The organism is Sphingomonas sp. P2_B6 (assembly GCF_056404755.1).
The window spans coordinates 118,672-138,147 of sequence record NZ_JBFUDK010000003.1; the positions used below are offsets into that span (position 1 = coordinate 118,672).

The 19,476-nt window shown below is 66.6% G+C and carries 20 protein-coding genes and 1 tRNA gene; 6 read left to right on the plus strand and 15 right to left on the minus strand.

All coding sequences use genetic code 11. The features are described 5' to 3' along the window. The first annotated feature begins 2 nt into the window (after window positions 1–2). On the plus strand, window positions 3–824 hold the full coding sequence (locus AC1DX5_RS05100; protein WP_478014421.1) for a DUF1134 domain-containing protein: 822 nt from the start codon (window positions 3–5) through the stop codon (window positions 822–824). A gap of 31 nt (window positions 825–855) precedes the next feature. Here the strand turns inward: AC1DX5_RS05100 and AC1DX5_RS05105 are convergent, their stop codons facing one another. After that, window positions 856–1,020 (minus strand): hypothetical protein, encoded by a 165-nt coding sequence (locus AC1DX5_RS05105; protein ID WP_478014422.1) that lies wholly within the window; start codon window positions 1,018–1,020, stop codon window positions 856–858. Between the two features lie 70 nt (window positions 1,021–1,090). Continuing rightward, on the minus strand, window positions 1,091–2,419 hold the full coding sequence (locus AC1DX5_RS05110; protein WP_478014423.1) for a dihydroorotase: 1,329 nt from the start codon (window positions 2,417–2,419) through the stop codon (window positions 1,091–1,093). Between the two features lie 50 nt (window positions 2,420–2,469). On the opposite strand from AC1DX5_RS05110, the gene ygfZ reads away from it, so the two are divergent. After that, entirely contained in the window at window positions 2,470–3,198 is a 729-nt protein-coding gene (gene ygfZ / locus AC1DX5_RS05115) for a CAF17-like 4Fe-4S cluster assembly/insertion protein YgfZ (RefSeq protein ID WP_478014424.1), read from the plus strand. 3 nt (window positions 3,199–3,201) lie between these two features. On the opposite strand, the gene AC1DX5_RS05120 is transcribed toward ygfZ, so the two are convergent. From AC1DX5_RS05120 to AC1DX5_RS05135, 4 genes are all read right to left on the minus strand, one after another. Then, complete coding sequence (locus tag AC1DX5_RS05120; protein WP_465170890.1) at window positions 3,202–4,503, minus strand: UDP-glucose dehydrogenase family protein; 1,302 nt, start codon at window positions 4,501–4,503, stop codon at window positions 3,202–3,204. 200 nt (window positions 4,504–4,703) lie between these two features. Beyond that, the gene (locus AC1DX5_RS05125; protein WP_465170891.1) at window positions 4,704–5,831 is read right to left on the minus strand and encodes an OmpA family protein; all 1,128 of its coding nucleotides are present in this window, start codon (window positions 5,829–5,831) and stop codon (window positions 4,704–4,706) included. Between the two features lie 431 nt (window positions 5,832–6,262). Further along, window positions 6,263–6,475 (minus strand): cold-shock protein, encoded by a 213-nt coding sequence (locus AC1DX5_RS05130; RefSeq protein ID WP_465170892.1) that lies wholly within the window; start codon window positions 6,473–6,475, stop codon window positions 6,263–6,265. Between the two features lie 185 nt (window positions 6,476–6,660). Next, complete coding sequence (locus AC1DX5_RS05135) at window positions 6,661–7,329, minus strand: spermidine synthase (protein WP_465170893.1); 669 nt, start codon at window positions 7,327–7,329, stop codon at window positions 6,661–6,663. 71 nt (window positions 7,330–7,400) lie between these two features. Here AC1DX5_RS05135 and AC1DX5_RS05140 point away from each other — a divergent pair, with 71 nt between their 5' ends. Next, entirely contained in the window at window positions 7,401–7,727 is a 327-nt protein-coding gene (locus AC1DX5_RS05140; RefSeq protein ID WP_478014425.1) for a UBP-type zinc finger domain-containing protein, read from the plus strand. A 109-nt stretch (window positions 7,728–7,836) separates the two neighbouring features. Here AC1DX5_RS05140 and AC1DX5_RS05145 read toward each other — a convergent pair whose 3' ends face one another. The 3 genes from AC1DX5_RS05145 to dapF form a co-directional block, all read right to left on the minus strand. Further along, window positions 7,837–8,382 (minus strand): glycine zipper 2TM domain-containing protein, encoded by a 546-nt coding sequence (locus AC1DX5_RS05145; protein ID WP_465170895.1) that lies wholly within the window; start codon window positions 8,380–8,382, stop codon window positions 7,837–7,839. 125 nt (window positions 8,383–8,507) lie between these two features. Then, window positions 8,508–8,792, minus strand: coding sequence for a hypothetical protein (locus tag AC1DX5_RS05150; RefSeq protein WP_465175049.1), 285 nt, complete (start codon window positions 8,790–8,792; stop codon window positions 8,508–8,510). 290 nt (window positions 8,793–9,082) lie between these two features. Continuing rightward, window positions 9,083–10,024, minus strand: coding sequence for a diaminopimelate epimerase (gene dapF, locus AC1DX5_RS05155; protein WP_465170897.1), 942 nt, complete (start codon window positions 10,022–10,024; stop codon window positions 9,083–9,085). 95 nt (window positions 10,025–10,119) lie between these two features. Between dapF and AC1DX5_RS05160 the strand changes: the two genes are divergently transcribed. Beyond that, window positions 10,120–10,341: a hypothetical protein gene (locus tag AC1DX5_RS05160; protein WP_465170898.1), complete on the plus strand. Its 222-nt coding sequence runs from the start codon at window positions 10,120–10,122 to the stop codon at window positions 10,339–10,341. On the opposite strand, the gene AC1DX5_RS05165 is transcribed toward AC1DX5_RS05160, so the two are convergent. Next, window positions 10,342–11,004 carry a glutathione S-transferase family protein gene (locus AC1DX5_RS05165; RefSeq protein ID WP_478014426.1) on the minus strand — a complete coding sequence of 221 codons (663 nt, stop codon included), beginning with the start codon at window positions 11,002–11,004 and terminating at the stop codon, window positions 10,342–10,344. Window positions 11,005–11,152: 148 nt separating this feature from the next. Here AC1DX5_RS05165 and AC1DX5_RS05170 point away from each other — a divergent pair, with 148 nt between their 5' ends. Continuing rightward, window positions 11,153–14,005: a DUF2339 domain-containing protein gene (locus AC1DX5_RS05170; RefSeq protein ID WP_478014427.1), complete on the plus strand. Its 2,853-nt coding sequence runs from the start codon at window positions 11,153–11,155 to the stop codon at window positions 14,003–14,005. Here the strand turns inward: AC1DX5_RS05170 and AC1DX5_RS05175 are convergent. After that, window positions 13,987–15,066, minus strand: coding sequence for a DUF2855 family protein (locus AC1DX5_RS05175; RefSeq protein ID WP_478014428.1), 1,080 nt, complete (start codon window positions 15,064–15,066; stop codon window positions 13,987–13,989). The genes AC1DX5_RS05170 and AC1DX5_RS05175 overlap by 19 nt on opposite strands. Window positions 15,067–15,229: 163 nt before the next feature. Between AC1DX5_RS05175 and AC1DX5_RS05180 the strand changes: the two genes are divergently transcribed. Next, the gene (locus AC1DX5_RS05180) at window positions 15,230–15,793 is read left to right on the plus strand and encodes a helix-turn-helix domain-containing protein (RefSeq protein ID WP_478014429.1); all 564 of its coding nucleotides are present in this window, start codon (window positions 15,230–15,232) and stop codon (window positions 15,791–15,793) included. Window positions 15,794–15,797: 4 nt separating this feature from the next. On the opposite strand, the gene AC1DX5_RS05185 is transcribed toward AC1DX5_RS05180, so the two are convergent. From AC1DX5_RS05185 to AC1DX5_RS05200, 4 genes are all read right to left on the minus strand, one after another. Next, window positions 15,798–16,070, minus strand: a complete 273-nt coding sequence (locus tag AC1DX5_RS05185; protein ID WP_465170903.1) for a hypothetical protein — start codon at window positions 16,068–16,070, stop codon at window positions 15,798–15,800. A 60-nt stretch (window positions 16,071–16,130) separates the two neighbouring features. Next, a tRNA-Val gene (locus tag AC1DX5_RS05190) sits at window positions 16,131–16,206 on the minus strand. Window positions 16,207–16,863: 657 nt separating this feature from the next. Further along, window positions 16,864–17,805 carry a hypothetical protein gene (locus AC1DX5_RS05195; protein WP_478014430.1) on the minus strand — a complete coding sequence of 314 codons (942 nt, stop codon included), beginning with the start codon at window positions 17,803–17,805 and terminating at the stop codon, window positions 16,864–16,866. A 230-nt stretch (window positions 17,806–18,035) separates the two neighbouring features. Next, window positions 18,036–19,448 carry an NAD(P)(+) transhydrogenase (Re/Si-specific) subunit beta gene (locus AC1DX5_RS05200; protein ID WP_478014431.1) on the minus strand — a complete coding sequence of 471 codons (1,413 nt, stop codon included), beginning with the start codon at window positions 19,446–19,448 and terminating at the stop codon, window positions 18,036–18,038. Window positions 19,449–19,476 lie beyond the last annotated feature (28 nt).

Consider the following 19,476-nt stretch of genomic DNA (forward strand, 5'->3'; position numbering starts at 1 on the left):
CGATGCGCAAGGCCCTTCTAATCCTGTTGCTGGTGGCAACCGCCATCGGTATCGGCCCCGCGCCGTCACTGGCCCAGGTGCGGACGATCGATCCCAACCAGGCGATCGACAGCGATCTGCAGCGTGGGCAGACCCCGCCGCCGCCCGCCGAGCCGGATACCGCGGTGCCGGCCGACAGCCAGCCGGCCTATCGCGACGCGCCCGCTGCATCGGGATCGCAGCAATATCCGCCTTATGATCCGAGCAACCCTAACATGCCGGCCAGCGGTGATCGCGCTCAGTCCGCGCCGGCCGGGGCCAATACGGCGCTGACCGATGCCAATGCGGACGCCGCGCGGGGCACGACCTTCAAGCGGGAGGAGCTGCTGATCGCCGCCGAAGGCACCTTCGGCAAGGGTGCGTCGGGCCTGGCCGGCATCCTGGAGCGGACGCTCAAGGAGCAGGGCGAGCCCAACGCCTATATCTCCGGCCGCGAGGCTTCGGGCGCGGTGGTCGTCGGGCTGCGTTATGGCAGCGGTACGATGTTCCACAAGATCGAGGGGCAGATGCCGGTCTATTGGACCGGCCCGTCAGTGGGTTTCGATCTGGGCGGCGACGCCAACAAGGTGTTCGTGCTGGTCTATAATCTCCATGATTCGGAGGAGCTCTATCGCCGCTTCCCGGCCGGCGAGGGCCGGCTCTATTTCGTCGGCGGATTCGCCGCGACCTATTTGCGGCGCGGCGACATCGTGCTGATCCCGATCCGCCTCGGCGTCGGCTGGCGGCAAGGCGTGAATGTCGGGTACATGAAGTTCAGCCACACATCGAAATGGCTACCCTTCTGAGACGATGAGGCGGCCGGCGGGAGCGATGCCGTCAGCCGCCGCCGACCCCTTCGATCACCTTGCCGGTGCCGTGGCAAGTCGGGCACTCCCGCCCCTCGAACTCACCGGTTCCGCCGCATTGCTGGCAGATGGTCTCCCCGGTCCCCGGCGCGCCTTCTGGCGCCATGTCGCCGGGACTGATCGGTTCGTCCACCATGATGCTTCTCCTCGTCGAGCGGCTTTCCGGCTTTCTCAACGCGGCAACGCGTCCGGCGGCTCCATTCGTGTCAGCCGAACTCGACTGCCTCGAACCGGATTGGCTCGCCGAGCGCCGCATCGGCGAGCGAACCGTCCCACATCACGCGCCGGCCGCGCACGATCGTGCCGATCGGCTTGCCGGTCAGCGTCATGCCGGTGAAGGGCGACCAGCCGCTGCGCGAGGCGAGCCAGCTTTGCTCGATCGTCCAGCGCGCCTTGAGGTCGACGATGSTGAAATCGGCGTCGTAGCCGATCGCGATCCGCCCCTTGCCGATGATGCCGAACACGCGCTGCGGCCCGGCGCTGGTCAGGTCGATCACCCGGGCGAGCGTGGTGCGGCCTTCCGCCACATGGTTGAGCATCAGCGGCAGCATGGTCTGGACGCCCGGCATGCCGCTCGGGCTGTCGGGATAGGGCTTGCCCTTCTCTTCCAGCGTGTGCGGCGCATGGTCCGAGCCGAGAATGTCGGGCACACCCTGTTGCAGCCAGTGCCACAGCCCGTCGCGGTGCGCGCCCGAACGGATCGGCGGGTTCATCTGCGCCAGGGTGCCCAGCCGCGGATAGGCTTCCTCGCCGGCCAGGGTCAGGTGCTGCGGCGTCACCTCGCAGGTAGCGATATCCTTGTGCTGGCCGAGCAATTCGAGCTCGGCCGGCGTCGTCACGTGCAGCACATGGATGCGGCGCCCCGCGTCGCGCGCCAGCTTGAGGATGCGCTTCGTCGCCAGCAGCGCGCTCTCGTCGTCGCGCCACACCGGGTGCGAAGAAGGATCGCCCGGCACGCGCTCCCCGGCGCGCGCGTTCATCCGCGCTTCGTCCTCGGCATGGATCGCGACCCGCCGGTGGCCCGACGCCAGCACGTCGGCGAGCGACGAATCCTCCGCCACCAGCAGGTCGCCGGTCGAGGCGCCCATGAAGATCTTCACGCCCGCCGTGCCGGGCAGCCGTTCGAGCTCGGCCAAGGCCGCGGCATTCTGGTTGGTCGCGCCGACATAAAAGGCATGGTCGCACCACATGCGGTGATGCGCGCGAGTCAGCTTGTCCTGGATCGCCTCGGCACTGTCGGTATTGGGCTTGGTGTTGGGCATCTCGAACACCGCGGTCACTCCGCCGAGCACCGCGGCGCGGCTGCCGCTCTCCAGATCCTCCTTATGGACCAGCCCCGGCTCGCGGAAATGGACCTGGGTGTCGATCACGCCGGGCAGGATATCGAGGCCGGTACACTCGATCGTCTCCCCGGCATCACCCATACCGCCGATCGCGACGATCCGCCCGCCGCGCACGCCGATATCGGCCCGGATCGGGCCAGCGGGCGTGTGGACGGTGCCGCCCGTCAGCTTCAGGTCATAGGTTGCTGTCACGATCGCCTCCGGCTCTTCCGCTTGCCCGGCCGACCTCCTACCTGTTCGCCATGAGCGAAACCACCCCGCATGCCACGATGCTTACCGATCGCGCGCTGATCCGGATCGCCGGCGAGGATGTCCGCGGTTTCCTGCAGGGCCTGATCACGCAGGACGTGGCGACGCTCGACGCCTCGGCGCCGCGCTGGGCGGGCCTGTTGACGCCGCAGGGCAAGGCGCTGTTCGATTTCCTGCTCTGGGCGGATGGCGACGCGATCCTGATCGATTGCGAAGCGGAGGCTGCCGACGCCCTGGCCCGGCGCCTGACGATCTACCGTCTGCGCCGCGCGATCACGATCGAGCGGATCGCCGGCGCGGTTCACTGGTCGGTCGGTGGAGATCGCGGCGTGCCCGATCCCCGCCTTTCCGACCTCGGCCGCCGCTGGCTCGGCGACGCGGGCGAAGCGACCACCGGGTGGAAAGCGCACCGCCTGTCGCTGGGAGTCACCGAGGGCGTCGAGGAACTGGGCTCGGACAAGACGCTCTGGCTCGAAGCCAATGCGCGCGAACTGAACGGCGTCAGCTTCACCAAGGGCTGTTATGTCGGCCAGGAGAATACCGCGCGCATGCACCACCGCGCCAAGGTCAATCGTCGGCTGGTGGTCGCGCCGATCGCCGAGCCGGGCGACCGTACGCGCGTCACCTATCCCGATCTGGGGCTGATGGTGGAACTGCGCCGGGTCGAGGCGCTGGGTGACGCGATCACGCCACCCTGGCTTCAGGCAGCCCTCACAGCCTGATTCTCAACGCCCGATCGAGCTGTACGCGAAACCGGCCTTCTCGACCTCGCGCGCGCGATAGACATTGCGCAGGTCGACCATCACCTTGCCGTTCATCACACCGGCGAGCCGGCCAAGATCGAGCGCGCGGTAGGTATCCCATTCGGTTACGATCACGACGGCGTCGGCGCCTTTGGCCGCCTCATAGGCATCGCTGCAATAGGTGGCGCTCGGCATCATCTTCTTCGCGACCTCCATGCCTTCGGGGTCGTGTGCCCGCACGGTCGCACCAGCATCGAGCAGGCTCTGTACGATCGCCAGGCTGGGTGCGTCCCGCATGTCGTCGGTGTTCGGCTTGAAGGTCAGGCCGAGGATCGCGACCGTCTTGCCTTTGCCATCGCCGCCCAGCGCCTTGATTACCTTGCGGCCCATCGCCCGTTTGCGGTTGTCATTGACCTGCACCACTGCCTCGACGATCCGGATCGGCGTCTCGTAATCCTCGGACGTCTTGAGCAGCGCCAGCGTGTCCTTGGGGAAGCACGAGCCGCCATAGCCCGGGCCGGCATGGAGGAATTTGGAACCGATGCGGTTGTCGAGCCCGATGCCGCGCGACACGTCCTGCACATTCGCCCCGACCGCCTCGCAGAGATCGGCGATCTCGTTGATGAACGTGATCTTGGTCGCGAGGAACGCGTTCGCCGCATATTTGATCAGCTCGGACGTGCGGCGCCCGGTGAACAGGATCGGGCTCTCGTTGAGGTAGAGCGGACGATAGATGTCCCGCATCACTTGTTGCGCACGCGCATCCTCGGTCCCGACGACAATGCGGTCGGGGCGCTTGAAGTCGCCGATGGCGGCGCCCTCGCGCAGGAATTCGGGGTTGGAGACGACGGCGATCTCATAATCGCCGGCGACCTCCTTCATGATCTCCTCGACCTTGTCGCCGGTGCCGACCGGCACGGTCGACTTGGTGACGACCACGATCGGCCCGTCGATCGCCGCGGCGATCTCGCGCGAGGCCTCGAAGACGTAGGTCAGGTCTGCGTGGCCGTCGCCACGCCGCGACGGCGTGCCCACCGCGATGAACACGGCGTCGGCACCGGAGACGGCTGATTTGAGGTCGGTGGTGAAGCTCAACCGGCCGGCAGCGACATTGGTCGCCACGAGCGTGTCCAGGCCAGGTTCGAAGATCGGCATCTTGCCGGCCTCGAGCGCGGCGATCTTGCTGGCGTCCTTGTCGACGCAGATCACCTCATGGCCGAAATCCGAAAAACAGGCGCCCGATACCAGGCCAACATAGCCCGAACCGATCATCGTAATCCGCATGCCTGATACCCTGTTTGATATGTGGTGGCGCCGCCACCCGGACCGCTTTCCTCTAGCGGAACAGGAAGTGATTGCCAGCCCTGCCGGCGGGCCATGGCCCATGTCGGATCGGCATCGCCGCTACGACATGTCGGGCGCAAACGAAAAGGGAGACCGGCAAGCCGATCTCCCTCTCGATTCTTCCGAACTGAAGGCCGGGCTTAGTTGCCCGAACCAGGTCCGTAGGTGACTTCCACGCGGCGGTTCTGAACCTCGCGGACTCCGTCGGCAGTCGCGACGCGCGGGCGGCTTTCGCCGAACGCTTCCGTCGAGATCACACCCTCGGGGATCGAGTGTGCGGACAGATACGACTTCACCGAGTCCGCACGACGCTGCGAGAGACCCACATTGTATGCGGGCGAACCCGAGCGGTCGGCGTGGCCGGCCAGCATGACCTGCGCATTGCCGCAGTTCTGATACTGGGTGACGGCGTTGTCGAGGATCGACGACGCGTCCGGCGTGATGTCCGACTTGTCCCATTCGAAGAACACGATGAACGGGCCAGGCGAGCAGACCGGCGGCGCCACGACCGGAACCGGCTCCGGCGGAGGCGGCGGCGGGGGAGGCGGCGGGGGCGGCGGGGGCGGCGGGGGCGGCGGCGGAGCGCCGAAGTTGTAGGTCAGGCCACCCAGGATGCTGTGCGAACGATAGCGGGTATCGATCGCACGGCCCGAAACGTCCACCAGCTTGACATTGTCGGCGTTGAAGAAACGATATTTGAACGTCGCATCGAGATGGCTGGTCAGCGGAGCGCGCAGACCGGCGATACCCTGCCATGCGAAGACCGTGTCCGAATCGTCGATGAAGTTGCTGAACGTGTTCAGACCGATGCGGGTCTTGACACGAGCGACACCGACACCGCCGCCGACAAAGCCCTGGATGCCGTCATCGTCGCCGAAGTCGAGCAGGCCGTTCAGCATGAAGCTGAGGGCGGTCGTGCGGCCACCGGCATAGTCATAAGTGCCCGCCGGAGCATTGATCGGCACGCCGGCGGCGTTCCGGATCGGGGTGGTCGTCGTCGACGAATAGGCGTCGACGGTCGAGCTCTTGTAGCCGACTTCGGTTTCAACGCGGAACGCGCCGAAATCATAACCGATCACGCCGTCGACATCATAACCATAATGATGGTCGACAGTCGCTGCGTCGGAAAGCGCGCCGATATCAAAATGCATATCTTCGACGAGCAGCGCACCACCTTCGACACCCACATACCACGAATCATCGCGGGCCAGGGCAGGTGTGGCGAGAGCGGTGGAGGCAAGCGCCATAGCAACGGCAAGCTTCCGCATAAAAATCCCCTTTCTTCGTTGTCACTCGGACAGCGCAAACTCCCTACCCAAAGGAAGGTTTCCGCGCAAGCGAACAAATTCCGGGGGCTGTTGCCGAAGCGCAACAGCTTTGGCGGTTTTTTTGCCGATCTCGATGATCTGCGGCTCTCCGAAAAAGGAGCGTCGGACCGGGCGGTCACGCCCGTGCGGCCCACAAACGACGCAGATGCACCCTGCCTGGCCGGCGCGCGCCGGCCAGGTCTCCACGCGAGAGCGGCCCAGGATCGGCCCGTGTCCGAGCGGCGCCGATGCTGCGCCTGCGAAGGATATTAAGCCCGTTTTGGCTATAGTTCGCCGCCGCTGCGGCGAAACCGCCGATCGGGCGGATTATCGGCGCGATGTCTGCTTAAACCCGGGGGGCGCCAATGGCCTGCCCCGGCGGCCGCGACGCCTCACCCCGCGTCGACTGCCTGGATATTCGCCGCCTGCCTGCCCTTGGGCCCTTCGATCACGTCGAACGACACCCGCTGCCCTTCCGCGAGTGTCTTGAAGCCCGGCATGTTGATGCCGGAGAAATGGACGAACAAATCCTCGCCGCCATCGTCCGGGGTCAGGAAGCCGAAACCCTTTGCGTCGTTGAACCACTTTACCGTTCCGGTCGCCATGGTCTCTCTCCTCTCGCCGTAAGCCTATGCCAGCCCCGCAGGCCTTCCAAGCCATTATGTTCCGCGTGAGTAACAGTTATCCCCATATTGTTCCGGAGCGGCCGGCTGGCGTGGCTCTATATTCGATCGGACTATCGTGCAGGGACGAGATGTGCCGAGGCGCGCGTGCCGGGCGCCAGCAATCGTCAGGGCCTTTTCGCCAGCCAGATGAGGTGCCGAGCGCCCCGTGCGCCCCGCGCCTTGACGACGACCTCATCGACCGCGAACCCGGCCGTCTCCAGGCGCCGGACGAATTTCGCGTCGGGCGCCGCCGACCACACCGCAAGGATCCCGCCCGGTCGAAGCGCCGATCGCGCCGCGTCGAGGCCGGTCGCGCTGTAGAGCCGGTTGTTGCCGTGCCGGGTCAGCCCGTCAGGCCCGTTGTCGACATCAAGCAGGATCGCATCCCAGGCCCCCGGCGCCGCGGTAATGAGCGCTGCGACGTCCTCTTCGGCGATGGTCACGCGCGGATCATCGAGGCTCCCCTCGAAGATCGACGCCATCGGCCCGCGCGCCCAGGCGACCACCGCCGGCACCAGCTCCGCCACGGTGACCGACGCGTCCGGCCCGACCCGGCCGAGCGCTGCGCCCAGGGTGAAGCCCATGCCGAGACCGCCGATCAGTAGCCGCGGCGCCTTCACGGCAACCAGCCTCCCGCACACCAGCGTCGCGAGGGCTTCTTCGGAGCCCGAAACGCGATTGTTCATCAGCTCGTTCGCGCCGAGCATGATCGAGAATTCATCGCCGCGCCGGAACAGCCGCAGCTCACCGCCGCCCGGGACCTGCGTCGTATCGATCAATATCCGGGGAACCATTGCCGCTCTTTCGTCCTGATGTGCCGCACTTCCTTACAGGGTTGGCCGTACAGGGTTGGCGGCGGCGACAATTGCGCTACCGTATCGGCATGAGCGAGTCATGTACGCATCTGGACGGCATCCGCGACGTCGCGCCGAGCGCGGACGGGTGCGAGGAGTGTCTCAAGACGGGTGACTGGTGGGTCCATCTGCGCCTGTGCCGCACGTGCGGCCATGTCGGCTGTTGCGACGATTCGCCCAACCGCCACGCCACCGCGCATTTCCACGCGACCCGACATCCGATCATCGAAGGCTATGACCCGCCCGAAGGCTGGGGCTGGTGCTATGTCGACGAAGTCGATTTCGACCTGTCGGATCGCATGACGCCGCATCCGCGGCCGATCCCGCGGTTCATCTAGGCACAATAGAAGCGAACCGGACCGGCACGGAATTCTGTCGAATCCAGCGCCGATCCGGTTAAGGCATTTCAGAGCGAGGGGGCCGCGCGCGGCGGCACCCAGCAGCGGATCAGCGGCACTTCACCTGCTGGTTGTTCTGGTCGATCGACTTGCCGGCGACGCCGCCGACGATCGCGCCAAGAATCGTGCCGACGCCGCGCGAGTGTCCGCCGTCGATCACATTGCCCAGGATGCCGCCGCCGACGGCGCCAACGATCAGGCCAGTCGTGCCGTCGTTGCGCTTGCAATAATAACGCCCGTCATTGCCGCGATAAACGCGCTCGTCGGCGCTCAGCACGCGCTCGCGATAGGTCGGCCCGTCGCGATAATAGCGCGACGGCTCGTAGTCGCTCTCGACCCGATCGTCGTTATAATAGCCGCCGGGGCCGCCCGGGCCGCGATCATAGCCGCCGCCCGGTCCGCCATAGCCACCGCGGTTGCGCGATGCCTGCTGGTAGCGGTCGAATTCCTGCTGGAATATCTGCAGCTCGTTCTGGAACCGCTGCTGCGCCTGCCGGAAACGGGCATCGTCCTGCGCGGTCTGCGCGAAGCTCGGCGTTGCGATCGCCAGGCAGCTGGTGGCCGCGATGACGACGATCTTGGTGAAGCGACTCATTGATGCTCTCCGGATGATGTTACGTGTGCAGAACGAGCGACATGGCCTAACGTTGCAAGGTTGCAACCCGGCGACGCGACAATAAAGGGCGGCGACCATGGTCGCCGCCCCTCATGCGTCGCTGATCAGCGGCAGACGCGGACCCGGTGGCCATAGCGCCAGATCGTCCGGCAATGGCTGCGGTGGCGATCCCAGCCATAATGGCGGCGGTCATAGCCATAGTGACGGCCGCGATCGTGATTCCGGTCCCGATCACGGTACCCGCCACGGTCGCGATAGCCATCGCGGTCGCGGTACCCGTCGCGATAACCGTCCCGGTCATGGCCCCAGTTCTGCGCCATGGCGCTCGTGCTGACGCCCATCGACGCAACGGCGATGCCAGCGGCGGCAAGCATGGTGGTGATCTTCATGACAACTCCTCTCATGCCCATGTATCGGGCGATGAGGAGGAATACGCCCCAGTTCGAGCATGGTTGCTGAACATGCTTGTCGGCTTAGGTACAGGTTTCCGACGAAAACAGCTGGCAAGAATGCTGCAACGTCGATTCAACATCCTCGGTGCGCTGCCAGCATCGCGGGCGGTCGGCTGGAAAAGATCCGATCCCGCTGGCGCTCCTGTCGGGCACCTGTTCTCCACCTGCTATCGGCATAGCAGGTGAAGAAAAATCCGCGTGAAATAGAAGGCGGGAGGGGCCGAATGCTAGCCGATCGCTTCGACCACCCCGGCCCAGGCAGCGATCTCGGCGTCGAAATGCCGCGCGACGATCAGGTCGCCCGCCAGCCCGCGCTCCCAGTCGACCTCGGCCGATCCTTCCCATTCGAAGGTCGCATTGCCCGACAGGCGGACCATGCCGTCGCTCTCCGCCTGGGCGCGGACCAGCCCGCCGCGGTTGAACACGGTCAACTCGGCGCCGAACTCGGCCCGGCCGGTCAGGCAGGCAGCGAAGGTCGAGGCCGCCATGGCGCTGCCGCAGCTGTCGGTCAGGCCGACCCCGCGTTCGAAGGTGCGCACGAACAGACCGGTCGGCCGCATCTCGACATAGGAGACATTGGCCCGGTTCGGCAGCCAGTCGGGCGCCGCCTCGCACACCTCCCCTACCGCGACCAGTTCGGCCTCGTCCACCGAGTCGACGAAGCTCACCAGATGCGGGTTGGGCATCGCCACCGCCGTGAAGCTGCGGGTCGTCGGCAACAGGGCGATCGGCTGCTGCACGATCTCATGCGCGTCGATCCCGAGCGGCCAGCGCGTCACGTCGAGATCGGCGGGGCCTGCCGTCTCGCGGATCGTCATCACGCCCGGCGCGATGTCGGCATCGCGCGCCGCCTCGGCCGCGCTGGTCTTGAGGCGCACCAAGGCGCGGTCGATGCCCTGCCGCTCGAACCCGAGCCGGGCGACGCAGCGCAGCCCGTTGAGGCAGGTTTCCGCTTCGCTGCCGTCCGAATTGAACATACGCATGCCGAAGGCGTGGATCTTGTCGCCCGGCGTCAGCAGCAACAGCCCGTCGCCGCCGACCGGCCCGCGCCGATCCGCCAGCGCGCGCGCGACACCGGCCCAGACCGCGTCGTCGAGGTCGATCTCGCGCGCGTCGATCAGCGGGAAATCATTGCCCGAACCATGGCATTTGATGAAGTCGAAGTTCATGGGCGGCGTCCTAGCCGAAATCGCGGCGATGCTCCACCATCGCCGCGGCCGATGCGGGGCGATGATCGAACCGCGCTAGCGACAGGAGGACGGCGATGGATCTGCTCACTGCGTTCGGGCTCTTCGCCGTCACCGGCATGCTGATCTGCTATGCGTTCGACGCGCGATCACATTGGTGGGGGCTCGGTTTCGCCCTGTTCTGCCTGCTCGGCTCGGCGTACGGATTCCTGCAGGGCGCCTGGCCGTTCGGGCTCGTCGAAGGCGTCTGGGCGATCGTCGCCGCGCGGCGCTGGTGGGGGCGTTTCCGGCCAGCCTGATCAGGCTACTCGCGCGATGAACGCCTGTTCCGCCGCCACGATCGGCGCGAAGCTCGGCCGGGCCACGATGCCGCGCACATAGGCCGCCGTCTTCGGCCAGCGCGCCACGTCGATCGGGCAGCCGACATGGCCCAGATTCACGAACGGGCTCGCCACGGCGATATCCGCCAGGGTGATGCGATCCTCGACCAGATAACCGCTCGCGGTGACCTGAGTCTCCAGATAGTCGAGCAACGGCGGCAATTCGATTTCCACCGCCGCATCGGCCAGGGCATCGTCGCCGGGCTGCTTCAGCACCTTGGGCGCCACGAAGCGGTTGAAGAACACCTTGCCGGCCATCGCGAACATGATCGTGTCCGTGAATTCCTCGAACCAAATCGTCCGCGCCCGTGCGATCGGGTCGGTCGGAATCATGTTCGGCTCGGGGAACTTCGCCTCGAGATAGGTGATGATCGCGGTCGAATCCGAGATGCAGAAATCCCGGCCGTTATCGGCACCGGGATCGCGAAAGCCGGGCATCTTGCCGAACGGGCTGCATTCCTCGAACGCCGGGCCGCCTCGCCCCATGCCGGCAGGCGACAATTCCAGCGGGATGCCCTTCTCGATCCCGAAAGCGAGTACCTTGCGCACGAACGGCGACATGCTCGATCCATAGACGATCATCGCTGAGCTCCCTTTCCCGGTCCGTTTTTCTTGTTGGGAACACCCTAGCATATCAGTTGCATGTTGCAACCAATCCTCGGGCCGCGAGACGAGACACGCGGCGGACACTGTGGCACATCGCCATGGCTGCGAAGCGGGGGAGTCGCGCGTGACGGTCATCTTGTTCATCGCCATCGTCGCGCTCGGGGTCGTGCTGGAGCGGCTCGTCACGCGACTACGGCGGCTCGAGCATCATGTCGTCGAGCTGGAGGACCGGCTGATCCGCCTCGGTGCCCGCGGGGTGACTCACCACGCCGAACCGACCGAGCCTCAGCAAGCCGATGCCATGGAGCGAGCGCAGGCCGCCGCCGCGCCGCCACCGCCCGCAATCGTGCCGGAACCGCCGATACCGCCCGAGCCGGTCGCGCCTGAACCAGTCGAGGCCCCGGCCGAAACCCGCCGACCTCCCACGCGCGAAACCGTGCGGATCGGGTTCGAGAACATCGTCGGCGCCAAGCTGCCGATCTGGGTCGGCGGCGCGGCTTTGGTCCTCTCCGCTTTCTTCCTGGTGCGTTATTCGATCGAGAACGGGCTGCTCGGGCCGACGGCGCGGACGATTATCGCCGGACTGTTCGGGCTGCTGCTGGTCGCCGCCAGCGAGGTTGCCCGCCGGCTGCCCGCCACGCGCGACGACAAGCGGGTCGGTCAGGTGCTCGCCGGCGCAGGCATCGCGAGCCTGTACGGCACGCTCTACATCGCAGCACAGCTCTATCATCTGCTCGGCGCCGCCCCGGCCTTTGCGATCATGGTGGTAGTCACGGCGGCCGGTCTCGGCCTTGCGCTGCGCCACGGCCCGCCGACGGCGATCATGGCGCTGATCGGCGGCTTCGCGGCACCGCTCGTATCCAGCTTCGATCCGGGCAATATCGGGCCGCTGCTGATCTATCTCGGCCTGCTCGTCGCTGCGCTGTTCGGGCTCGCGATCCGGCGCGGCTGGGTGTGGCTCGCGGTCGCGGCGTGCGGCGGCGGCTTCGCCTGGGTCAATATCCTGATCGCCATGGTCACCGGGCGCGAGCTCGCCGGAGTCGGCGGCTTCGTCGTGCTGCTGGCGATCGCCGCGACCCTGGCGCTGCCGCGCACCGGCACGACGCGGTCATGGCTGCGTTTGCTCCCGCTGGTCGCGGGTCTCGTCCAGTTGCTGATCCTCGCGCCCGCGCTCGATTTCGGGCCGCTTGCCTGGGGGCTGTATCTGCTGCTGAGCGCCGCCGCGCTCTGGCTCGGCTGGCGCGACGAAGCGCTGGTGCCCGGGCCTGCTGCGGCACTGGTACTGGTGCTCGCCCTGCTCGGCATCGCGCTCGACGCACACGAACTGTCTCATGCCCCGCTGGCGGCAATTGCCGTCGCCCTGCTCTTCGGCATTCCCGGCCACCTGCTCGCCCGGCGCGGCACGCTCTGGGCCGGCATCGCGCTCGGCGCGACCGCCGGGCCAGTGCTGCTGACGCTCGCCCTCGCCCACCAGCTGCTCCCGCCCGCCGTCTGGGCGGGCCTGTTGAGCCTGACCGCACTGGCTGGGGCCTCGCTCGCCTGGCGGTGGCGCGACACAGCGCGCGAGACGCTGACACCCTCGATCGGACTGACCGGCGGCACGGCCGTCGCCGCGCTGCTCGCTGGGCTGGCAGTGGCTGAGGTGATCGCCGAACCATGGCGTTGGCCCGTCTGGCTCGTCATCGGCGTGGCGATCGCCGCCTGGTCGCGGCGAACGCGCGACCTGTCGCTCACCTATCTCGCACCGGCACCGTTGCTGGTGACGGGCGCGGCGATGATGATCGAGCTCGACCGGTTCGCCCACTATCTGTCCAGCGTCCTGCTGACCGATCCCATGCCGGCGTTGCCCGACCTCGTCGCGATCGGCCTGCTGCCGGCATGCCTCGTCGCGGCGACTGCCTGGCTGCTCCTGCCCGGACGGATACGCATCGCGCTTGGCTGGATCGCGCTCGCGCTGGCGCTCGGCTTCATCCCGGCGCTGCTGCCGGCCCCCTGGCACACGCCAGGCCTCGCCGCCGCGACCGGCGCGCTGATCCTCTGGCGCCCCRCCCCGCGCCGCTGGGCCGTCGCTGCGGGACTCGCCACCCTGGCCAGCGCCATCCCGCTGATCGGCGCGCTTCTCTGGATGGCCGTCGGATCGGTCGGCGGAAGCCGGCTGACCTATCTCTATCTGCCGTCGCTGCCGAGGATCCTGCGCGAGCTGACTCTGTCCGGCGGCCTGATCGGCATCGCCCTGCTGCGAACGCCCGGCCTGCCCGGCCCATGGCGAAACCGCGCCGTCGCGGTGCTGGCGGGCATCGCCGCCATCACCATCTACACGCTCGCCAAGGCGCCGCTTGCGATCGCCGATCTCGATCGATTGGAAGCGCTCGGCTTCCTCGAGCGCGTGGCGATCACCCAGCTCTTCTTCGCCGCCGCCTGGCTCGCCGCGCGCTATCGGCGAAATATCGCAACCGGCCTGCTGGCTATCGCGCTCGCCCGATTCGTCTGGTTCGACCTGGCGATCCTGTGCCCGGTGCTCGTGCCGCAATCGGTCGGCTCGATCCCGCTGCTCAACCTGGCAACGCTCGATGCGACCCTGGTCGCCGCCTGGCTCTGGCCGCGGCGTGCCGATCGCTGGTGGCGCGTGGCAATGCTTGCCGCAGTCATCGTCGCCGTCGCGGCGACGGTGCGCCAGGCGACGCATGGCGATATCCTTACCGGCCCGATCGGCCGGACCGAGAACTGGCTCTATTCCGCCGCTTTCCTCGGGCTGGCGCTGGTCTGGCTCACCCATGGCATCCGCCAGGGGCTGGGCGACCTGCGCGTCGCCGGCCTCGGCCTGTTGTTCCTGGTGACCTTCAAGGTGTTCCTGATCGACGCGGCGATCCTGGAGGGGATATTACGGATCCTCTCCTTCCTCGGGCTCGGCATCGCGCTGATCGCGATCAGCTGGGCCTATCGCCGCTTCGTCGCGGTTCAGAGTCTCAGCACATAACCCTTTTGCGGCGGGGCGCGGCCGGCCAGCTGGTCGCGCCACACCCGCTGCAGTGCCTCGGCGCCGGCGCCGTTCTCGACGCTCACCCAGCCCTCCGCCTCGGCGACGAAGCCGGCCCAGCGCTCGGCCAGCGCGGCGTTGAAGGCATCCGGCCCGATCTCGCCGATCAGCGCGGTCGCGGCATCCGGCGCGAAGAACCACACGGGCGCCGGCCCGGGTAGCTCCCTGGTGTCGCCGCGCTCGTCATGATGCGTCACCCCGACGCGCAGCACATAGGCGAGCTGGCCGGGCAGTTGTTCGTAGAGCGCCTGGAGCAGCGCGCCATTGCCGGCGAAATCGACCAGCACTGCGCTGCCCGTCACCGCCAGCTCGTCGAGCGCGTCATAGGCGATGACCTCGTCATACAAGCCGGTCCCTTCGACGAAGGCGACATTGGACGCCCCGGTCAGCCCGATCCGCCGCACGCCCGGGCTGTCGGCCCGCGCGACATGCGCCGCGGCCATCGCCGTCTTGCTCGACGCGCTGGTCACGATCAGCGTGCCCGCACCATGCCAGTCGGCACGCCGCAGCTGGTCGCCGATGAGGAAGCTGGTGGTGAACAGCGGCGCGAACAACATGCGCGCCTCCTCACGCGCGGGATCGTGCGCCGGGTCGGCGGCGAGCCGGCGATACTGATTGTAGATCGGGCTCATCGGCTGGCGGTGCGCCGCCATGTCGCGGAATCCGTCAACTGCGACCTTGCCCGGCTGCGCGATCAGATGCGAGGCCATCGGCAGATAGCCATAGACCCGCTCGCCGACCGCGATGTCCGGGTGGCGCGACGTGGTCACGCGCGCATGGCCCCAGACGGGCACGATGCCCCAGCTTTCGGGCGCCGGGAAGAAATTCCAGTAAGCGAGCTGATCGCCCACCACGGCATAGGTCACGTTGTTCGCGGTGACCGCAAAGGCCTCGATCTCGAGCAGGATCTCGCCGTCCTTCGGCTCCGACACCAACGTCTCGTTGATCGCAGTCTGGCTCAGATCGTCGCGCCGTACCATCATCTCACGCTTCACGGGCATCCCCGGCCTCCCTCGCGCCGCCCCACCGGCGCGGCACGCATCATGATGGCGCAAAGGCTCGGACGCCAGCCCCGTTGATGCCCAATCCGGCACGAAATGCCGCAACCTTGCCGCGCTGGCGCATTTGAGAGATAGGGGAAACCGATATGGTTAGGAGAGGGGTATGATCACCGCGATCCGCGAAGTCCGCAGGGCCAAGGGGCTGACGCTCGACGATGTCGCCCGGCGCTGCGCACCGCCTACCACCGCGCAGACCATCGGGCGGCTCGAGACCGGCACGCGCACCGTATCGGTCGGCTGGCTCAACCGCATCGCCGATGCGCTGGGCGTCACCGCGGCCGACCTGGTCAGGTTGCCCGAGCGCGCCGAGATCGCCGTGGCGGCGATACTCGACGCGGGCGGCGCGAATGCCCCCAGACGCCCGGCTACGGTCGCGCCGCCCTTGCCCGCGCCCGGCCTGATCGCGGTCGAGATCGCCGCCGGCATCGGCGACTATCGCGCCGGCGACGAGCTATGGTGCGAGACATTGGCACCGGACGCCTATGTCCGCGCGCTCAACCGCGATGTCCTGGTGCCGCGCCCGGCCGGCCGCTTCCTGTTTGGTCGCCTGATCGGCCGCGAGGAGGGCAAGCTTCAGATCCTGCCACTGGGCGCCGGCACGCGCCAGCAAGTGGTCGCAGATCCGCCCTGGATCGCCCGGGCGGTACGGCTACTGAGATCGCTCTGAGCGCTTAGCTTTCGCCGCGTTGCTCGCGTGTGGCGCGGGCTTCCTCGACCAGCGCGTCGAGTTCGGCCCGATAGGCGGCCATGCGCCGCATCTCGCCTGGCTCTGCTTCGTTCGCATCGGCACCGGCAATCAATTCATCGACGAAATCACTGTCCGGCAGGCGGGCGAGCAGTTCCGCGATGACATGGCGGTGCGCCATGCGCACGCCATCGAGCGAAATCACATGCCCCATAAAGTTTTCCAGCAGCTTGTTCAGCCGGTCGTCGGACGTGCTCATGATGACTGCCTCCTGTTCGCCAGCCGACCTTGCTGCGCAGGCCGGTGCCGATGGAAAGGGTGGTGGGCGATGACGGGCTCGAACCGCCGACATTCTCGGTGTAAACGAGACGCTCTACCAACTGAGCTAATCGCCCTCGCTCTCGCGAGACGCTGGGAAGGCTGCGGCAGCACTTCTCGCGCGGTGGCGAGATAGTCGGGAACGTGGTTCGCGTAAACCCGCGTTATTTTCTGATCGCGGATGCCCAGGCGAGACCGGGTATCACCGCCCCAGAAGGTCGCGGCTCATTCTCCATACCAACGGCGCCGGTGCGCTCGGTAGCCGCGCCGAGCCACAATCGCTACACCGAGCGCGAGGACAGAAATAATGATGTAAGCGACGATAAGACGAGGTTCCATGAGGCGCTGTACGCATCAAGCGCGTAAAAAGATGCACGCGATCGTTGAAAAACGCGCCAGCTACTCGGCGCGCGCCAATTCCCAACCGTGGTGAGCCTTGATCATGGGCGCACCACATCCGATACAAACGGTGCGATAATTCTCGCCGTCAAATTTAACTCGCCGACGGTTGCGATGGTGCTTCCCCACCAAACACCGAAACAGCTGCAAAAAGCGCATACCTCATCCCCCTCCTGGATCGGGCGCCTCACGAATCATCTTCTCCTGCCAACAGCTTAGCACAACGCTACTCGTCTGTCGGCAACCTGGATCTATTGAGAAGCACTAGCGGCAGGATTCGCTACCCGTGTTGAGTAGAACCGCATCGGGCGCACTGCTGAAGTAAGGCATGATGGTCAGGTAATCGGGCCGGCCCGCTTCATCGCCGCGAAATAGTCGCGCATCCCGTCACGCGCGCCGGGCGACAGCGCGATGAAGGCGCGGCGCTTGTCGAAGGGATCGGCATGGCGCTCGAACACACCCGCCTCGGTCATCTTCGCGATCCAGCGCAGCGCGGTGGTGGGTGCGACAGCAGCGGCAATGCACAGGCTCGATACCGAAACCCGTGTCCGTTCCAGATCCGCCACGAACAGGTCGAGCAACATGTCCCAGGCGGGATCCTCGAACAGACCGCGATCGAAGAACTGCTCGCGCAGCCGCCGCGCTCGGATCACCTCGCGCACGTCGCGCGATGTGACTGGCGATGGTTCATGGTCGGGCGCCGCATCGCGCTCGGCCGGACGGCCCTTCAGACCCGCTCCACCATCTATCGCATTACCTTCATCCTCGTGATTCAGGCGCGCGATGATCTCGGCGATCCGGGCAATCTCCCTGTTCAGCCGCCGCAAGCGCGCCGAGTCGGCGTCGCGCCGCGAATCGTTGAGCCGGCCAGTGCGCGGCATCAGTGCGACCGCATAGGTTGCGACCCGGTCGGCAACCGACGGCGCGCAGAGCAGGTCGACATGGCCGCCGAGCAAATGGGCCGTGACCAGATCGAGCTGATGGCGGGCGAACGAGACAACGACGCGCGCGTCGACGGCGCGTGCAAGGGCATCGAGGTGCGGCAGAACGACATCAATCGTGGCATCGGGAACATCCTCGGCTTCGACGACCAGCAGGCCCAGCGTGCTGTGCTGAAGGAGGCGCTCTGCGGCTTGCGCCCAGCCGACCCGGCCGAGCGGGCGACCACCGGCAAGCGTGACCGCGTCCAGCGCGGCCAGTGCTGCCCCGTCGTCGTCAGCAACGATCAACGCGGGGACGGTCGTGGCGTAGGTCGCCTCCGTCGCCGAATCTGTCATTGCCCCCACCGTCATACGGTCCGGTCGCCCCCTCGGCCCGGAATGCGGCAGAAATACCCACTTATGAAGAATGGGTTAGTCATGAGTACATCCATATTGGAGGCATGAGTCCCGAAATGGCTCAATAGGCGACTGCATCGCCGCTGCACTTCGACCGAAATGGATGCAATCGATGGTCAAGCGGAGCGACCAGGCAATGTGCCGGATTGGACCAGTATCAGGCGCCGAGCTCAATCCAGGGACTTCACGATCTCCTCGACCATCTTCTTCGCATCGGCCAGCAGCATCATCGTGTTGTCCATATAGAAAACATCATTGTCGACGCCGGCATAGCCGACACCGCCCATGCTGCGCTTCACGAACAACACGGTCTTGGCCTTTTCCACGTCGAGAACGGGCATGCCATAGATCGGCGAGGTCTTGTCGGTCTTCGCCCCCGGATTGGTCACGTCATTGGCGCCGATCACGAAGGCGACATCCGTCTGGGCAAACTCGCTGTTGATGTCCTCCAGCTCAAACACTTCGTCATAGGGCACATTCGCTTCGGCGAGCAGCACGTTCATATGGCCGGGCATGCGCCCCGCCACGGGGTGGATCGCGTATTTCACGCGGACGCCATGCTCCTTGAGCTTGTCGGCCATCTCGCGCAGCGCATGCTGCGCCTGGGCCACCGCCATGCCGTAACCGGGCACGATGATGACCTGTTCGGCCTGCTGCATCAGGAAGGCCGCGTCCTCGGCCGATCCGCGCTTCCACGGCCGATCCGTCGCCGCCGCGGCACCGCTGGCCGCGCTGTCGCCGCCAAAGCCGCCCGCGATCACGCTGATGAAGCTGCGATTCATCGCGCGGCACATGATGTAGCTGAGGATCGCGCCCGACGACCCGACCAGCGCGCCGGTGATGATCATCGCCGTGTTGTGCAAGGTGAAGCCCATCGCCGCCGCCGCCCAGCCCGAATAGCTGTTGAGCATCGACACCACGACCGGCATGTCCGCCCCGCCGATCGGGATGATCAGCAGGAAGCCGATCGCGAAGCTGAGCAGCGTGACCGTCCAGAAGATCCAGGGGCTCTGATCCTGAGTGAAATACGCGATCAGCCCGAGGATGCCCGCCAGCACGCCAAGGTTGATGACATGGCGGCCGGGCAACATGATCGGCTTGCCGCCCATGTTCCCGTTGAGCTTTAGGAAAGCGATGACCGAACCCGAGAAGGTGATCGCGCCGATCGCGACGCCAAGGCCCATCTCGATCCGGCTGACCGTCAATATCTCGCCGTCGGCACCCATGATCCCGAACGCTTCGGGATTGAGGAACGCCGCGACACCGACCAGCACCGCCGCCATGCCGACCAGCGAGTGGAAGGCGGCGACGAGCTGCGGCATGTCGGTCATCGCGATCTTCCGCGCGGTGACCACGCCGATCGCGGCGCCGATCGCGATCGCGATCAGGATTTCCGGCAGCGACGCGATCTCATGCGTGAAGAGCGTGGTGCCCACGGCGAGCGCCATGCCGATCATGCCGTAGCGATTGCCGCGCCGAGAGCTGGCGGGCGACGACAGGCCGCGCAGCGCCAGGATGAAGCAGACGCCCGAAATCAGGTACGCCAGCGCTACCCAGGGATTGACCGGTGCTGCTTCGTGCATGTGCTAAACCCCCAAAACCCTCACGCCG